The 18,104-nt window shown below is 44.1% G+C and carries 14 protein-coding genes; 7 read left to right on the top strand and 7 right to left on the bottom strand.

Going from position 1 to position 18,104, the window contains the following annotated elements; translation table 11 throughout:
• The first annotated feature begins 50 nt into the window (after positions 1 to 50).
• Together BVU_RS02450 and BVU_RS02455 are read left to right on the top strand one after the other, a co-directional pair.
• Entirely contained in the window at positions 51 to 923 is an 873-nt protein-coding gene (locus BVU_RS02450; RefSeq protein WP_005840775.1) for an NAD kinase, read from the top strand.
• Positions 924 to 1,094: 171 nt separating this feature from the next.
• Positions 1,095 to 2,405 (top strand): acyloxyacyl hydrolase, encoded by a 1,311-nt coding sequence (locus BVU_RS02455; protein WP_005840773.1) that lies wholly within the window; start codon positions 1,095 to 1,097, stop codon positions 2,403 to 2,405.
• Between the two features lie 255 nt (positions 2,406 to 2,660).
• Here BVU_RS02455 and BVU_RS22350 read toward each other — a convergent pair whose 3' ends face one another.
• Positions 2,661 to 3,011: a hypothetical protein gene (locus tag BVU_RS22350; RefSeq protein ID WP_011964761.1), complete on the bottom strand. Its 351-nt coding sequence runs from the start codon at positions 3,009 to 3,011 to the stop codon at positions 2,661 to 2,663.
• Positions 3,012 to 3,046: 35 nt separating this feature from the next.
• Between BVU_RS22350 and BVU_RS02465 the strand changes: the two genes are divergently transcribed.
• The 3 genes from BVU_RS02465 (at position 3,047) to tnpC (ending at position 5,441) form a co-directional block, all read left to right on the top strand.
• Positions 3,047 to 3,451 (top strand): hypothetical protein, encoded by a 405-nt coding sequence (locus BVU_RS02465; RefSeq protein WP_011964762.1) that lies wholly within the window; start codon positions 3,047 to 3,049, stop codon positions 3,449 to 3,451.
• Positions 3,439 to 3,789 carry an IS66 family insertion sequence element accessory protein TnpB gene (gene tnpB / locus BVU_RS02470; protein WP_011964763.1) on the top strand — a complete coding sequence of 117 codons (351 nt, stop codon included), beginning with the start codon at positions 3,439 to 3,441 and terminating at the stop codon, positions 3,787 to 3,789. The genes BVU_RS02465 and tnpB overlap by 13 nt, the downstream gene beginning before the upstream one ends.
• 86 nt (positions 3,790 to 3,875) lie before the next feature.
• On the top strand, positions 3,876 to 5,441 hold the full coding sequence (tnpC, locus tag BVU_RS02475; protein ID WP_011964764.1) for an IS66 family transposase: 1,566 nt from the start codon (positions 3,876 to 3,878) through the stop codon (positions 5,439 to 5,441).
• 464 nt (positions 5,442 to 5,905) lie between these two features.
• Here tnpC and BVU_RS02485 read toward each other — a convergent pair whose 3' ends face one another.
• From BVU_RS02485 to BVU_RS02495, 3 genes are read right to left on the bottom strand one after another with little or no spacing between them, the layout of a single operon-like run.
• Positions 5,906 to 6,358, bottom strand: coding sequence for a hypothetical protein (locus BVU_RS02485; protein WP_005840770.1), 453 nt, complete (start codon positions 6,356 to 6,358; stop codon positions 5,906 to 5,908).
• 48 nt (positions 6,359 to 6,406) lie between these two features.
• The gene (locus BVU_RS02490; RefSeq protein ID WP_011964766.1) at positions 6,407 to 9,490 is read right to left on the bottom strand and encodes an AAA family ATPase; all 3,084 of its coding nucleotides are present in this window, start codon (positions 9,488 to 9,490) and stop codon (positions 6,407 to 6,409) included.
• Positions 9,487 to 10,689 carry an exonuclease SbcCD subunit D gene (locus BVU_RS02495; RefSeq protein ID WP_011964767.1) on the bottom strand — a complete coding sequence of 401 codons (1,203 nt, stop codon included), beginning with the start codon at positions 10,687 to 10,689 and terminating at the stop codon, positions 9,487 to 9,489. Before BVU_RS02495 ends, BVU_RS02490 begins: the two co-directional genes overlap by 4 nt.
• A 171-nt stretch (positions 10,690 to 10,860) precedes the next feature.
• Here BVU_RS02495 and BVU_RS02500 point away from each other — a divergent pair, with 171 nt between their 5' ends.
• Positions 10,861 to 11,136 carry a hypothetical protein gene (locus BVU_RS02500; RefSeq protein WP_005850911.1) on the top strand — a complete coding sequence of 92 codons (276 nt, stop codon included), beginning with the start codon at positions 10,861 to 10,863 and terminating at the stop codon, positions 11,134 to 11,136.
• Positions 11,126 to 11,467: a type II toxin-antitoxin system RelE/ParE family toxin gene (locus BVU_RS02505; protein ID WP_005840761.1), complete on the top strand. Its 342-nt coding sequence runs from the start codon at positions 11,126 to 11,128 to the stop codon at positions 11,465 to 11,467. The genes BVU_RS02500 and BVU_RS02505 overlap by 11 nt, the downstream gene beginning before the upstream one ends.
• A gap of 52 nt (positions 11,468 to 11,519) precedes the next feature.
• On the opposite strand, the gene BVU_RS02510 is transcribed toward BVU_RS02505, so the two are convergent.
• From BVU_RS02510 to BVU_RS02520, 3 genes are all read right to left on the bottom strand, one after another.
• A complete protein-coding gene (locus BVU_RS02510; RefSeq protein ID WP_011964768.1) occupies positions 11,520 to 13,871 on the bottom strand; it encodes a glycoside hydrolase family 127 protein in 2,352 nt (783 codons plus the stop codon).
• Between the two features lie 53 nt (positions 13,872 to 13,924).
• Positions 13,925 to 16,384, bottom strand: a complete 2,460-nt coding sequence (locus BVU_RS02515; RefSeq protein ID WP_011964769.1) for a glycoside hydrolase family 31 protein — start codon at positions 16,382 to 16,384, stop codon at positions 13,925 to 13,927.
• 69 nt (positions 16,385 to 16,453) lie between these two features.
• Complete coding sequence (locus tag BVU_RS02520) at positions 16,454 to 18,088, bottom strand: RagB/SusD family nutrient uptake outer membrane protein (protein WP_005850903.1); 1,635 nt, start codon at positions 18,086 to 18,088, stop codon at positions 16,454 to 16,456.
• Positions 18,089 to 18,104: the final 16 nt, after the last annotated feature.

Raw genomic sequence — 18,104 nt, forward strand, 5'->3', positions numbered from 1 at the left:
CATTTTGACAAACAAAAGATTTATAAAATTAACTAATGAATATACGCCCAATGAAATTCGCCCTTTTCGGAAACACTTATCAAGCCAAGAAATCGGCTCATGTGGAACGTTTGCTATCCATTCTATCACAACATAACGCTGAAGTCCACATCTGCCGGGAGTTCTACGAGTTTCTGACGGACGACCTCAAGATAAGCATCCGTCACGCCGGTGTTTTCGATGGAAATAATTTTGAAGCCGACATGATACTAAGTATCGGAGGCGACGGCACTTTCCTGAAAGCCGCCAGCCGTGTGGGTTCACGCAACATTCCCATACTAGGTATCAACACCGGACGATTAGGTTTTCTGGCTGATGTCTCTCCTGAAGAGATGGAAGACACATTCAATGACATCTACAATGGAAACTACCGGATAGAAGACCGCAGCGTATTGCAAGTATCCTGCAAAGAACAGGAACTGAAAGGTTACCCTTTCGGTCTGAATGAGATAGCGGTACTGAAGCGTGACAGTTCTTCCATGATTTCCATCCACACAGCCATCAATGGAGCCTATCTCACCACCTACCAGGCGGACGGGCTGGTCATCGCCACTCCTACCGGTTCTACAGCCTATTCGCTGAGCATCGGGGGACCTGTCATCGTGCCACACAGCAACACCATCGCCATCACTCCGGTAGCACCGCATAGCCTGAATGTACGCCCCATTGTCATCAACGACGACTGGGAAATCACATTGGATATAGAGAGCCGCAGCCACAATTTCCTGATTGCCATCGACGGACGTAGCGAAACTTGCCGTGAAGGAAGCCGGCTCACTATCCGCAAAGCCGACTATAAAATAAATGTAGTAAAACGAAACAGCCATATCTTTTTCAACACACTCCGCAATAAAATGATGTGGGGAGCCGATGGTAGAGGATGACATTACAATCCATCCTCAAAATAGTTTAAATAGTGGTTATCAAGGTTATACAAAACCTTTTTATATCTAACAAATTTCTTTTTTCAAATACTATGATTATATTTGTGCCACAAATAAAAAAATCAGACCATACGATAGATCGGTAAAACGCACAAAAACATTACACGGCATATGAAAGGCACAATACAAAAATGGAAACTCGTGATACTTCTGGATGCATTACTGTTCTTAAGTAACATGACCTTTGCTAAAGACACAATCAATCAATATACAGAGGGAAACCCTATAGACACAACAGCGGTTTCCATTTCAGACAAAACCAACTTCCCCGACCGGCTTTATGTAGATTCCCTGTCATTGAAACGTCATTTTATCCACCGTATCGGCATTGAGGCACGTCCCGGATATATTTTCCCCACCAGTTCCTTTTTCAGAGGAGAAAATCTGAATTGGAAACCCATAGAGAATTCCCTGTCGCTTCACTTGAAGTACTCATTCCAGTTTCATCCGAACACCTATAACGACCGTATTTACAGAGGGGCCTACCAAGGTATTGGCGTGGGCTACTACAATATGTATGAGAAGCCGCAATTGGGCAACCCGCTTACTGTCTATTTATTTCAAGGAGCGCGTATCGCCCGTTTCAACCAACGATTGTCATTAAACTATGAATGGAATTTCGGCGCTTCATTTGGCTGGAAACCATACCACAGCGATTTGAATCCATATAATAAAGTGATAGGTTCGAAAGTAAACGCCTATCTGAATACAAACTTCTATTTCAACTGGATGCTTTCTCCCAAATTTGATTTCACAACAGGTGTGGCAGTAACGCATTTCTCTAACGGTAATACCAAATTCCCGAATGCGGGACTCAATTCCATCGGACTAAAGGTAGGATTGGTTTACAATATCAATAGAAAAGAAGAATGTTTTGCAAAGCCCTTGTATCAATCACCCGTACCTAAATTTCCCCGTCATATCAGTTATGACCTGGTATTGTTCGGTTCATGGCGCAGAAAAGGAGTAACGATTGGAGAGGGGCAAATGGTTGCTTCTCCTGAAACTTATCCGGTACTGGGATTTAATTTCGCGCCAATGTATAATTTCGGGTATAAATTCCGTGCGGGTATTTCATTAGACGGGGTTTATGACGGCAGTGCGAATGTGTATAGCCCGGACGGATACGGCGATGAGCTCCTCAAGCCGTCTGCCGGCAAACAACTGGCACTGGGAGTTTCGGGACGTGCCGAGTACGTGATGCCTTACTTCACAGTAGGAATAGGATTGGGTACAAATGTGATTCATGCAGGCGGAGATTTAAAATCTTTCTACCAGATATTGGCACTGAAGATAGAAGTTACGCGCAACTCATTCCTTCATATCGGATATAATTTACAGGATTTCCATGATCCCAACTATCTGATGCTGGGCTTCGGATTCAGGTTCAATAATAAGTATCCTACTTTTCACAGACGGTAAATGCTACGTCTAATTTACACAGACACATTCTACAAAATATACTAAAATTATCGGAATATATATCGCAAACAAGTTACATGTTTGTGGAATGAATGATACAATCATATTTGTTTACCATTAAAACCGAATCTGTTTATCCCAAAGCTAGACCTTTTTGGGGGAACTTCGGCATTTTTACCGGACAGCTATAAAATCAAACAAGATATTCCTATACCAAGAATCTGCAAATCCTGCTACAAGATTCCGAAAAACTTGCTACAAGAATTGCGACATCTTGCGACAAGTTTTCAAAGTCTTTCCACCTTCTTTTTGATATGCGTATCCATCTTTTGAAGAGAAATACCCCTCTCTTGAAGAATGCCCCCAAAAATCCTTCAGAAGTTTCAGCCTCTCCGCAAACGTCCTGTTCATCGGCATTCCGGCTGACAGATTGATGCACCGAGATCCTTCAACCGCGTAGTTCTTTCTTTCAGCCGTAGTCAATAAATGTATAAAGGTAAATCCGAATACCGATAGAAAACCAACCAATACGACATCGCTTACCCTGTCACGCTGAAAGATCTTTGTAAGCGTCTCCGCGATTCTATCTTGTCGCCCTTTTTTCATTCTTATATTTTTGCCATATATAAAAATGAGGCATTATGGATTTAGCAGAAAATCGATTTGGAAAAACCTGGAAACATTTCCTTGAAGTATTGAAAGTAGACTACAATTGTTCTTTAGCCGATGTTTGCCGTGATCAGCATACCACTCTTGGAGGTATGAGTTCCTGGATGTCCAGACGGGGTTATAGCGTTAAACAAGCCAAGGCGGATGTGGTCCGTGATTATTATGGCGGCGTTGAACCCTCCCGACCGACAACTTCCTCTCCTTCGTTCACTCAAATAGCCCCCGTCATGTTGTCGGAAGAAGAGTTTAGTCTTTCCGGGATCACAATCACCTTTAACAGCGGAACGACCATTTCGGTCAAACGGGCCACTCCCGGGGGTATTATTAAAATGTTACGCGATTACGAAAGAAAGGAGGGGGATCCATGTATTCTCTAACATCAGCCAATCGCTACTATCTGTACCAGGGCTTTGTCCGTATGAACCTTGGCATTGACGGTTTATTCAAAATCATACGCTCTCAAATGAAGGAGCTGTCCCCCATTTCCGGAGATATATTTTTATTCTTTGGCAAAAACCGGCAGAGTGTAAAAATACTGCGTTGGGATGGTGATGGCTTTCTCCTGTACTACAAGCGTCTGGAAGGTGGAAGTTTTGAGTTGCCGACATTTAACCCCCATACAGGCAATTATGAGATCTCTTATCAGGTTTTGTCTTTTATCTTAAATGGAGTGTCATTGAAGTCTGTACGGTTGCGAAAACGTTTTAGGATTTAATGTAATATACTGTATATTAACTGTTTGATTTTAAATTACCATCCGATTATTTTGGCCGACTCATTGATTTTTTGTATCTTTACGCCATGAAAAAGGATGAGGTCATAGAGTTATTGAAGGAGCAAATCAAGGAGTTGCGGGATGATAACAACAGACTCCTGGACCAGATAGATGATTTGATAAAGGAGGTTTCTTCCCTTAAAGAGGCACTCCTTCAAAAAGGCGAATCTCTTGGCAAGCAACAGCGTCTTACCAAGGGGATCGCCAAACTTGTATCAAACACATCCGAACAGCAACAACCCCCTCAACCTGCATTGCCGGAGGAAGAGCGGCAGAAGAGAGAAGCAGAAAAAGCAGATAAGCGTAAAGCCAGAAAGAACAATGGGGCCAAACGTGACATGCATTATGAGATGGAGCAGGAGGAACATGACGTTTATCCCGACGATCCTGATTTTGACATCAATAAAGCCCGGCTGGTTACCACCGCTCCCAGAATATGTGTCCGCTATGAATGTGTACCCATGCGCTTCATCAAGCACGTCTACAAGATACACACCTACGCGCAAGACGGTTGTCTCTTTGAGGGAAAAACACCGGTCTCGGCTTTCTTGAATTCCAGCTATGACGGCTCATTCATTGCCGGGCTGATGGAATTGCGTTATATACAATCGCTACCGGTTGAAAGAATCATCAACTACTTCGAAAGTCATGGCTTTACGCTGAAGAAACCTACGGCTCATAAGTTGATGGAAAAAGCCTCAAGCCTCTTTGAAAATCTTTATAAGTGTATCCGGCAGACAGCTTTGAGTGATCCTTATAAGGCAGCCGACGAAACCTATTACAAAATACTCGTCCCGGAAAAGAACAGCAAGGGAAAAGGAGTCCGCAAGGGATACCTCTGGGTGGTTGTGGGCATAAACACCAGGATGATATACCTGCTCTATGATGACGGCTCCCGCTCTGAAAAAGTTATTCTTAACGAATTAGGCGGTTGCAAAGGTATCATACAAAGCGACGGATACTCACCTTACCGGAAACTCGAAAGCGATGCTTATCCCCATATCACACGCATTCCGTGCCTGCAACATATAAAACGGAAATTTATAGATTGCGGTGAGGATGACCCGGATGCAAAAAGAATCGTGGAGATGATAAACACACTTTATCAAAATGAACATAAGCATAAGATCGGGGTTGACGGATGGACGGTAGAACAGAATCTTGTCCATCGGAAAAAGTATGCGCCGGACATACTCGGAGAAATAAAAGATGTGCTTGATGATATAGAAGAACGGGGAGATTTGTTGCCTAAGAGCGAACTGAAGGAAGCTATCACCTATCTTCGCAATGAGTGGAATGCCGTGGTGGACATCTTTAATTATGGTGACACTTACCTGGACAACAATATAGTTGAACGGATGAACCGCTACATATCCTTATCAAGAAAAAACTCATTGTTCTTCGGCAGCCATAAGGGAGCCGAACGGGGCGCCATACTCTACACGATAGCACTTACTTGTAGGATGAATAAAGTGAATCTGTTTGAGTATCTCACGGATATCATAAACAGAACTGCCGAATGGCAACCGAATACACCACTGGAAAAATACAGGCAACTGCTTCCCGACAGATGGGAAAAGGCTAATGACTAAAAAGGGATCATTAGACTTTTTACTTTTAATATACTATATAGAATCGCGGAGACGCTTACAGATCTTTTTCGGCTGAAGGATTTTATCGTGTATATCCTTCAGCCGAAAAGCCGATGAACAGGACGTTTGCGGAGAAGCTGAAACTTCTGAAAGAAAAACAAGGTATTTTGCCATGTTATGCAATACGAGTAGAAAAGCATCAAAAACATCCTGTTGTTTTTGAAAAAGCTCCTGTTCTTTTTTAAAAAGCTCTTGATCTTTTAAAAAAACGTCCTTGTCTTTGATATGGAATTTCCGGTGTAATCGTACAGTTATAACATTAATACAAAATCCCATCAAAAACACCGGTCCGATTCTCATAAGCAATAAGTAAAAACAGTATTCAATATGGAGACAAAAATCATATTTTTCCCTCACTTATGCCTGTAACGCCTCTGTCCCTAAAACACATCAGACATAGCGCATCAGTCATTCCCCAACGGGACAGCCGAGAAACTCTTATATTCCCTGGTCTGCCCCATCACAACCACAGGATTCTCAAAGGTTTCATATATGCTCAATACTGAAGAACTGATCCTGTCAATCTGCCAGTAGCAGTAATCCAGAAGAAGATATCTGTTATTGGGAGTGATAAAATCATATCGGAAATAATGTACATGCTCTTCCACTTCCTCGCCATCACACGTCGTCCGTGATTTACAGGAAGCCTTACCATTCAGCCCGAACTCATAATGTTCACAGACTTCCGCATCCCTGCCATCCTCAGTACGTATCTGAAATGTTCTCTCCCATGCATAACCGGTCAGATTGGTAACAATGGTATTGCTATCCTCCCCGTAATGTTCATCAATACAACCTGCAAGAAACAGTACACATATAACTGTCGAGCCCAATAATCCAATTAATGTTTTTTTCATAGTCCGTCACTTTTTTATTTTATTGTCATCTGTAATGGAGTACAATCCTTATATTGGTCCCATCACCTGCACCTTGCTCCTTCCGCTTCCGGTCTTCACCACCTGCACCTGCGCAGGGATACGTTCCATCATCTCCGCCACATGGGAAATCACCCCTATCTTACGCCCTTGCATCTGCAACCGCTCCAAAGCATCCATCGCAATGCGCAGAGTGTCCATATCCAGCGATCCGAAACCTTCGTCAATAAACAACGACTCCACATTCATCCGGTTGGAGGACAAGGAAGACAAGCCCAATGCCAAAGCGAGAGATACCAAGAAAGATTCCCCGCCCGAAAGGGAATGGACACTACGCACCTCACCCATCATATCAAGATCCACAATCTGCAAGGCCAGCGTGTCAGGAATGCGTTGCAGTTCGTAACGGGGGGCAAGGTCTTGCAAATGCCTGTTGGCATAAAGCAAAAGGACATCAAGCGTATAACCTTGGGCTATTTCCTTAAACTTGGCGCCAGTCTGGGAACCGAACAGTTCGTTCAGTTTCGCCCAATTCTCGTAGATAGAGTTTTTTTCCTCCAACTCTTTCTCGATGCCGGCTATGCGCTCCTTACCTTTTATATGGTTCTGTATCGTCACCTCTATTTGGGCCAAACGTCCGGTTTCCATTTCTTTGGCAGCAGTGCAGGCAGTCAATGTTTCAATCAGCGACTCCTTGTTTTCCATGGTATCCGGTTTCAGAGGAGCTTGCTGATGCTCCTCCCTTTTCTGCCTTCGCTCCGCAAGGATCGCCTGAAGAGTGGTTTCCTTCTCTTTCAGTGTGCCCAACGCTTGTTTCTCAGCCAGTATCCAGCTTTTGTCTTTGGAAAGCAATTGTTCCAACTCGGCATACGTTTCCTTTTGAAGCGTGAGCCACTCGTTTATTTTCAGTTCGTCTTGTTGCAAGACAGCAGTCAGACGGACTAATTCCTTTTCCAACTGTGCGGTCTGCCCTTTGTAAGATTCCGCCTGCACAGTTAAAGAATGATGCAAGTTCATGGCTTTTTCCAGTTGTTGTTCCAGTTCCTTTTGCCGTCTTGCATGGGTTGCAACCACTGTTTCGGTGGATTCACCATTCAGCAGGGAAGACCGCAGACGAGCACGTTCGTTCAATTCTGCCTGCTGTCTTTCTTCTTTTTGTTTCTTTTCTTCGTACAAACCAATGGCATTGGCTTCTTCTTTTTTCAAACTATCTCTTTGGGCTGATTTTGAGGTAAGAGCCTCTTTTATTTCGGTCTGCTCTTGCAAACGGGCATTCCATTGCCTGCCAAATTGCTGGACATAATGTTTCAATGTGCCCTGCTCCAACAAATCTTTCCAATTGGGAATAATGGATACGTATGTTTCTACTTTTTTCAGCGTATCATCAACTTGCGCCACATAATTTTCAATCAATGCGGAAAGACGGGCCATCTCCAGTTGGCGGGCATTCAGCGTGTTTTTCAGTTGTTCCGTTTCTTTAGCAACCTGTTCTTTCGCACGGTTCAGTTCCTCTTCCTGCAAGGATTGGACATTGGTCTGTTCCCTCATCGGATGATGGAAACTCCCGCAGACCGGGCATGGCTTTCCTTCCTCCAACTGCTCACGAAGCAACAGCACCTCTGCCGGCAACAGTCGGTTCAGACGCTCGGCTTCCTGTTGTACCGATTTTAACCGCTGTTCCTCCGCTTCACTCGCTTTCTTTACTTTATCCAGCAGTTGACGGTTCGATACGCTTTGCGCCCTTGCCATTTCCAGATTAGTAAGCAAGCTGGTAATCAGTTCAACGGCAGGAATCAATTGGGAATAAGCGGTATATCGTTCAAACCAGGTTTGCAAGGCGGTTTGCTTCTCCATCAACAAACTTATATCCTTCTCTGTCTTACAAACGGATTGACGCAGATTATCTTTAGCCTGCAATGCCAAAGCCGCTTCTTTCTGACTTTCCGCTAATTGCTTTCTATTTTCCACCAACTGCACATCCAATGCTCTGGCTTTATCCAATTGCGGTTCTTGCTGCGACAAATAGGTCTTAAATTCCGCCAGTTCTTTCTGAGCGGCTTCCCACTGCACGTTCGCGGAAGTCTGTAAAGCCGCATTCTGCCGGATGGCAACCTCTATTTCGCCTAACCGGGAACGACCGGCATCTATCTGCTTCCGGGCGTTACGCTGTTCCATATACACATCGCGGATATCCTGAGCCTGCTCTATACGGGCCAACAGTTCATAACGCGGACGGGCGACTTCTATTTCTTTTCTGATGCCGGAAAGTGATTCTTCCGCCTGTATGCATCCTGTATTCAAGCGTCCTTCTTCTTCCAGCCATTTCAACTTGCCGGACAACGCCTCCTCTTTCTTCTTCGAAACGGACAAGCGGACTTGTAATTCTTCCTTTTCAGCCGAAAGTTGCTGTAATTGCTCATCTGTCAGCAACTCAATGCCTTTGATACGTTCCTGCAATAATTTATATTCACTTTCCGCCCGCTTGGTGCGTTCATAAATAGAAGCAGAGATACGCGAGTAAATTTCCGTTCCGGTCAGTTTTTCCAAGATTTCGGCTTTATCAGGCTGACGAGCCTTCAGGAAGGTAGCAAAATCTCCTTGAGCCAGCAACACAGAGCGGTTGAACTGTTCGAAAGAGAGTCCGATCAGTTCACTGATGCGGGATAATAATTCGGTCTTCGTCCCTTGCTGTTCCACTCCGGAAGTAAGGTTGGTCAACGTCATTTCCACTTTTTGCAAGGAACCGCTAACCTTCCCACGCGAACGTCGCACCGTCCAGCGTGAACGGAACACCTCTCCTGTCAAAGCGACGAAATCCACTTCCGAATACCCCTCGGCAGTACCCCGGCGAAGGATGGAACGGCTATCGTTCTGTGCAATTCCTCTGTCGGCAACATCCATGACAGAGACGTTATTCTCTTTCGCCTTGTTCATACGTGGCGTACAGTCAAACAAAGCCAGACACAAAGCATCCAGCAAGGTTGATTTTCCGGCTCCGGTACTGCCCGTAATGGCGAATATACCTGCCGAACACAAAGGTTCGACGGTAAAGTCTATCATAAATTCACCTTCCAATGAAGCCAGATTCTTTCCTCTTATCGCTACTATTTTCATACTCCCGCCTCCTTGATTACACTTTCCAGCAATTGTTTCATGGTATCGGGCATCTCCGTCCCTCCATATTTCCGTTTAAAGACATCCAGTGCCATATCCAGCGGACGGATGGTTTGCAACTCCTCGTAGGAAGTGGCGACAATGCCGCTTGCCTTTTTTTGTGGAAGCATAGCGGCGATGCGTGCCAGGCGGACCGCTTTTCCTTTCAACGCTTCCTCTATCTTATACTTATAAGAAGGTTCCGGCTCGGTCATCAAAATCTTTATTTCCAGATAGGGTGACCGCAACGTGACATCCCCATCGGGCAAATCGCCGATGGCTTGCAGCACTTCTTCCAGCGGACGGGCCTGACGAGGAATACTCATCACGCCGGCTAGCGGTTCAAATGCCAATCTCTCTATGCCGGTACCCTCAGCACTTATCGTTATCATGACCACTCCCGAAGCATTGTTCCTCTCAGCAAAAGACATGGGCATAGGAGTTCCGGAATAACGCACATTCTCCCGATGGGACACACGCTGGGAGCGATGCAGATGCCCCAATGCAGTATAGGCGATAGCCTCATCAAAAGCATCGGGGGATACACATTCCAAGCCTCCGATAACGGTACGTTCCGAACGGTCGTCCTCCGAGATTTCCGAGCCGGTGGCTTGCAGATGTCCCATGGCGATAACGGGAAGTCCTTTCTCCTTCACTTCATTGAAAAGCTGCTCATAAAGCAGTTGGACTCCTTTTGAGTAATTTTCAGCCGAAGGATAATCCCCCTGACGCAGATAGGGAACGGCAAGGCAATAGGCGGTCACTTCCCCTTCTGTGTAAAGGGGGACAATGAGGTGTTGCAAGTCTATATCACCTTCCGCATTGCGGCGCACGACACCGCGAACGGTGACATTCATATTCTCCAACAGGGGATTGGGAGCCTCCAGACGGGCTGCCGAGTCATGATTTCCGGCAATGATGATAATTTGCAAAGAAGGGTTCTCGGACGTAACTTCTCTTAGAAAACGATAATACATTCGTTGTGATTCCGCCGAAGGATTCGGGCTATCGAATACATCACCTGCTATCAACAATACATCTATTTCATGCTGTCTTATCTGCTGTTTCAGCCATTCCAAAAAATGGAGATGCTCTTCCCGCCGGTCGTATTCATAAAAAGTCTGGCCCAGATGCCAGTCTGCTGTATGGAGAATTTTCATTAGCTGTTCGGTTTGTTTCCTGCAAAAATAGGAAAACTAAATGAAAAAAGGTATTTCTTTTAGGTACAACCTCTAAATGAAAACTATTTTTCATGCAGAAAACAAGCAGACATGCCACCTTTTCGCTATCTTTGCCATACGAGATAAATAATAAGAAGAAAGGAGAACGTCATGAGTACAATCACATTGGAATCAATACAAAACGAACTGATTCGGGAAATCCTGGACATCAAGAATGTAAAGGTGTTGGAGTCTGTAAGGAAGACTCTTGTTCATGCTAAAAAGGAAATGGAATCTGTTTCTACCATGGTGGCAGAGGATGAAGAACCCTACATGACCAAAAGTGAAATAATGGACGGGCTGTCCGAGGCTTGCAAAGACATCAAACTGATGCGTGAAGGAAAGCTGAAAGGCCGTCCCATAGAAGAATTGCTCAATGAACTATAAAATCAAAGTATATCGCCACTTCGAAAAAGAAGTTAAGAAACTTTCCAAGCGATATAAATCATTGAAGCAAGACTTGACAATTTTAGCCGCAGAACTCATGCAGAACCCTGACATGGGTACTGATTTAGGCAATGGCCTACACAAAGTACGCATGAGTATAGCATCAAAAGGAAAAGGGAAAAGAGGTGGAGCAAGAGTGATCACTCTCATCGCCACTCTATCCAAAGAAGAAAAAGAGATTGGCTTACATTTCATTTATGATAAATCAGAGCGTGAGAATATCACTGATAAAGAGTTACAAGCGGTCTTGAAAGACAACGGAATTATCTGAAAAGACGAACCGGTCATGCCAACTGAGGCATGGCCGGTTCGTATATCTATCATCATTCAGCCACCAGCCGCACCTCATAAATATGCGGAGTCACTTTCTCATTTCCTTTACCGATCTTTATCTCCAGTTGCTCATTGGATTGCATAGATGCAGGTACATCAAATATCCCAACCGATACATCCGAAACCGGTTTACCAGCCAATCGTCCTACTTCCTGCCCGTTTATCCATACTTTTGCATCCTTACGAATCTCGGGACGGAACCGGATACGCACTTTATTGACCTGCTTTCCGTTCGTCTTCATACGATAACTGAACCAACCGGCCGCCTCACGCCAGTGAATCCCTTCATCATCCCCCGTACGGGAATTCTCCATCCGGATGAAATGGTCGCTTTCCGGTTGTTGTTCCCCACAAATCACTTTATCGGCGGTCATACCATCCAATGCGGCACGCTCCTTTTCCTCTTTTGCCAACTGTTCCTGCCTTGCCTGCAACTCCTGTACGGACAGCACAGGCCAATAGACCATATACCGGCACTCGTATAAACGGAAAAACGGTTCCACAGTCATACCCTCATAGCGTTCGGGATAAACTCCGGACAATGTAAATGTCAACGGCTTACCTTCCACTTTTTTCAGATGAGAAAGAAGATTGTTCTTATCCCCCACAATGACAGGCATCGTTTGTAAAGGCAGGCGCGGTCCGGCAGCAATGTGTCCGCCACGACTGTCATCGGCAAACATGCCATCCTGATTTTGCTTGCCCAACCGGGCGGCCAGCACAATCGGTCCGTATAAGATGGAATAGTTGGCAGAACCATCCGGCAGTGCAATGGCACGCAAATGCATCGGCAGTTCCAGCCTTACTTTGTCACCTTTTGACCAAGTACGGTTCAGGCTAACATATCCCTCTTTGACCGTTACGTTCTGCCGTTTACCATTAACAGACAAGCGTAATGCTTCCGGCTTCGTCCATTCGGGAATACGGAAAAGAAGGGTAAATTCTTTCTTTCCCTTTTCCGGAGAAATAACAAGAGTACTCCCCTCCTCATCGGGAAAAGCCGTCTGTTGCTCAATTTGGGTATCTCCCCAGCGCAAGGTAGACGGAATGAAAAGATTGACATACAGATTATTATCCTTGTGTCCATAAATCATTTCACCATAACGGGCATGATTTTCCATCCCCGATCCCACACAACACCAGAAACTGGTCTGAGGCTGCGAATAGACCCTGTAATGACCGGCACGCATCGGGGTAAAATAAACAAATCCGCCTTGCACAGGATCTTGCGTGGAAAGGATATGGTTATAAAGCGCCCGTTCGTAATAATCCATAAAATGAACGTCCGCACTCGTTTCATACAGCATTTTTGTAAGGCGGAGCATATTGTAGGTGTTACAAGTCTCAGGCCCCTGCTCGCTGGTGAGCATACTGCTGAAATCATCAGCCGGATGAAAATGCTCACGCACACTGTTACCTCCGATGGTGATGCTTCGATGGTTTACCACTGTTTCCCAGAAATAGCGGGCGGCCTCGCTCCAATCTCGGTTGCCTTCCAAATCGGCAATACGTTTGAAACCTATCACTTTCGGTATTTGGGTATTGGCGTGCATACCAGTCAGTTTATCCTCCTGTCTCAACAAAGGCTGCAACACGGTGTGATGAGAAAATTGATGAGCCAGTTTCAAATAGCGTTTGTCGCCGGTGATAGCGGCCACATCGGCAAATGTTTCGTTCAGCCCTCCATGTTCGCTGCGCAACATTTCCTGTATCTGTTCATCGCTCAACTTGGATACCAGACGAATCATCCAGTCCGTGAGTTTCACCAACATTTCCTTTGCCTCCCGGCTATCGGTCTGAAGAGTTGCATCACGAAGGCCGGCATATATTTTATGAATATTGTAAAGAGGAACCCAGCGGTCGTTCAATCCGAAACCGGACGCGCGAATGTTTCCTTCCTCTATTTCTTTCCACATTTTGCGCCCGTTTGGGACTCCACACAGATAACCGTCACCGGCGGCATCCTGGCAGCGTTTCAGTTCACTTATCATATAATCCAGACGCGCCTTGATCTCCTTATTTCCCGTAGCGGCATACATATAGGAAAGGGCCGATAAATAATGTCCGCCAATATGACCGTCCAGCCCTGTATTTTCCCAATTGGTATAATTTTCAGCTTTAGGAGAAAGACCAGCTTCCTTCAAATAAGGAGCTAACAGACGGTCGGGGTCTATTCCCAGCAGATAACGGATATCCATATCCTCTGCGTGTTTGAAAGGGCTGGCGGTGAGCCGCACATCCCTGACTGGAAAACTTTCTACTTTTGCAGGTAGCTGAGCATGCAAAGCTACAGAAGCTATAGCAAAAACGGAAGTGGATAAAATGGTTTTAAGTAAATTCATAATGTATTTTATCGTTTCTTTATTTATTCTGCTGGATATTCAATATGAACATTCTAAAGTTTCACCTCAATTGCCGTACCGGTATAATTCACCATCTTTCCTCCCTTCAATGGTTTATCGCCTTCTCCTGATCTATGATTTACGAGAACTACTTTGAACTTCCTCTTTTCCAACATTCCGGGATATCTTCCTTCACGGTCGCTGATGTGCAAAGTACGGTTACTATCATCCCAACGGAAAGTGATAGTAGAATAAACTCCCTTTTCATAATTGTAATTATCGTTCTCATCCTCATAAAGAATAAAAGTTGCATTAGCACCCGGATAAACACGAATCTCCAGGTCATCCCAACTTTTTTCTGTGGCATACTGCACCGCAGGCCCCCAAGGAATTATAGAACCGGCACGGATATAAACAGGCATGATATCAATAGGTACTTCACGCTGTATGGTTTGGCCACCAGCCAACTTTGCCCCAGTCCAGAAATCAAACCAGTTACTTCCCTCAGGCAAATATACATCCGTTTTCTCTATTTTCCGCATATTTTTCTGATAACCATTCTGTTTTTTATCCTGCCATGTATAGAGAGAATCAGTTACCGGACGTACTAAAAAACTACGTCCGAACATATACTCCGTATCCATATCAAGTACTTTCTTGTCTTTCGGAAAATCCATCACCAAAGGACGAATAATACTGCCTGCCTTATTTGTTACTTCCCAAGTAGTACTATATAAATAAGGTAATAAGCGATAACGCAAATGGGTATATTTCTCCAATGCATCATAAGCCCAATCACCTTTATCGCCGAACTGATAGATCTCTACAGCAACAGGACTGGAATTATGAGAACGCATGATAGGTTGGAAAGCTCCCCACTGATACCAACGGACGTGTAACTCATGATAAGCAATATTATTAACATCATTATTATATTTCCAAGCAAAAAATCCTCCCAAGTCAGTGTTCCAGTAAGGAATACCACACAAAGAATAATTCAGGCCAGCTGCCAGTTGCTTGCGCATCACTTCCCAAGTAGAAACGACATCTCCACTCCATGAATGTGAAGCATAACGCTGCTGTCCCAAGAATGAAGAACGGGTAAGTAAGAATACCCGCTTGTCGGAAGTAGTAGCACGCTGGTGCTCATAAACACCTTTATTGGACATCAAAGGAAAAGCATTGTGAACTCTTCGGAAAGAACCTAAATAAGTTTTTGTATCAAAATCTTTATCTTGAATCTCCAGATGATCGGGTTCGGTAGAATCCAACCACCAGCCGTCCATACCTAGATCAAAGATATTCTTTTTCATTTCATTCCAATAAATACTTCTTGCTACAGGATTGAACGGATCGTAAGGTTTCACTCCGGCTTTAGGCGGCCAAGTCTCAAAATGAAGCAAAGCATTCAGACTGTCCATCTTATGATACATCTCTGTCCACGGACCAAAAGAGGCCCATACAGAAATCATGATATGCGCATTCCGCTTGTGTATATAGTCAATCATTTCTTGAGGGCTTTTTATTCTTGGAGTACCATAACGTGCATCCGGATTCTCACCATTCGGAAGATATTTCATGTATTCTTTGTCGCCCATCTTATTAATATAGCGAGGATTCTGGAACTTCATGGAGTTCCAGTTAGAATCACATCCCCAATACTGCCAATCCTGAATGATTCCATCCAAAGGAACTTTCCGATCACGGTATTCATCAACCACTTCGCACAGTTCATCCGGACTCTTATAACGCTCGCGGCACTGCCAGAATCCAAGTGTCCACAGCGGATAAAGAGGAGCCTGCCCGGTCAAATCACGGACTCCGGCTATCACGCCGTCCGCATTGCTACCATAAATGAAATAATAGTCGGCACAATCGCCCACTTCAGAATCGAATGACATTTCTTGCGGATTATCCGTAAACATAGTTGGGGAATAATTGTCCCAATAAAGTCCGTAACCTTTCACTGAATGAATAAAAGGAATACAGATACTCATATTCTTGTTACGAAGAAAAAGTTTTTGATTGCGCTGATTCACTTTTCCAGTCTGTTGTTGCCCCAATCCATAAATCACTTCATCCTTATCTAATAAAAAAGCCTGCCGGACATTGTAAGAAAAAGTACCCGCATCATCAAACGGGGTGAACTGTGTTCCATAATCCTTGTCTTTTAACAACACCCTTCCGGTTGCATCATAGAAATTGATTCCACCTGTAGATGAATTTACCTCTACTTGTAATGCATCCGACTTTAAACGAATATACTCTTTATTCATTGCAAACTCCACAAAGGTCTCCTCAGGCTCTTTCATTACTACAAGGCTCTTCTTGTCATACGAACTTCCCTCCGGTGTCTTATAAACCCGGACAATGGATGGAGAATAAAATGCCACTTCAACATCCATACCTTGTACAGTAGTCTTAACTCCTTGCGATATTTTCTGATAGCTCTGTGCCTGGGAAAATAATCCCAGACAGAGGAGCAACAAAATTATTGAAATCTTTTTACTCATAATTCTTTCTAATTTAATGTAGAAAAGAAAAAACAACCTTTTCATCCTTAAAAAAACATCCAATAAATACTATTTAGAATATCCCGGATTCTGTTTCAGATTACTATTGGTCAACAATACTTTATTTGGAATAGGATACAGATTTTTGGTTTCATCACTCTTATCATGAGAGAACCAAGCTTTTGTAGTGAAGATGCCAAAACGAATCATGTCCTGACGGCGGCGTCCTTCCTGACAAAACTCCCAACCAAGCTCATCAAGGAAACGACCATATTTAATATCCGTTCCTCCATCATGTTCTGTCTTATAACTATCTCTCCGACCATAATCATATACACTTCCTCCCATCAGTTCCGCGTCTGTAACTTGCGCTTTTTCAGGTTCATTCTTGAAGGCGCGTTCACGTACCTGAGTCACCAAAGCACCTGCTCCCGATTTGCCCAAACGCATCAATGACTCCGCTTTCATCATCAATACATCCGCATATCGTAACAACGGCCAGTCATTGCTCAAACGGTTGGTTATACCGGTGGCATATTCAAATTTACCCCAACGGAACCCATCATCCACATCCGACTGATCAATAGAGGGGACATCTACCGTATAAATCAATGGTTTTCCATCAATACTACGCTTCAAGATTTCACCGGAATAGGTATATTGCTGACCTTGAATATAGTTATCCTCTAAACGTGCATCATCCTCATCAAAAGAATTAATAAACTGAGGCACTGCGCACACGCCTCCCCAAGGACGTGCAGTCAATTGGTAAGTATCTTGATTCTCAGGTGCTAAAGTGTACATATGAAAATCAAAATCATTCCATCCTGTCACATAAATTTCATCAAACGGCAATGCAAAGATAATTTCTTTAGAATTCTCATTATGCGTTACAAAAACATCCTTCTGATTATTCTCCAATGCATATTCTCCGGACTTCTCGGCATAATTAATCACGATATCACACTCGTCAATACATTTCTGCCATTGAGCAGTACCCGACCAAACTTCAGCATTCAAATACATTTTGGCCAGCAATGTATGAGCCGCCCACTTATTGAAACGTCCATAATAATAACCTCTCGGCGTTTCGGACAACAAATCCATATTCTCCGTTATTTCTTTCACAATAAAGTCAAAGACCTCTTTACGAGTAGACTGTTGCGGCAAAGAAGTATCTTTAAAATCTGTCACAATGGGCACATTACCATACAAATCAATCAAAATATAATAATATGAAGCCCTCAGTACTTTCAATTCGGCAATCAACTTTTCTTTCGTTTCTCCATCCACACTGATCACACCTTCTTCTATCTGAGATAAAATACGGTTACAGGTATTCACACCATTGTACGTACGTTCCCATCCTTGAAGCACACCGTCATCCTCGGTAGTCCAAGTATGCTGATGCCATCTTTTATAGATATAACCGTCTACCCATCCAATACCATCACGGGCAGGAAGAACATCTTGATCCGCACACAATTCCTGTGCACGAACCACTCCGTTCCATTGCAGCAACGTTTCACGCCAAGGTATATAAGCGGCATTTACCAGATAACTGACATCTTCCTCCGTTTTCGGTACGTAATCCTCAGACACTACCTGTCCATAGCTCTCATGCAGTAAATCAGTACAAGCTGTATTTCCCAACAATGCGGCTGTCATCAGTCCCATTGTCCATAATTTTATATTTGTTTTCATCTTCAATTCCTTTTTA

It is taken from the genome of Phocaeicola vulgatus ATCC 8482 (genome assembly GCF_000012825.1).
GTDB classification, from domain to species: Bacteria; Bacteroidota; Bacteroidia; order Bacteroidales; family Bacteroidaceae; genus Phocaeicola; species Phocaeicola vulgatus.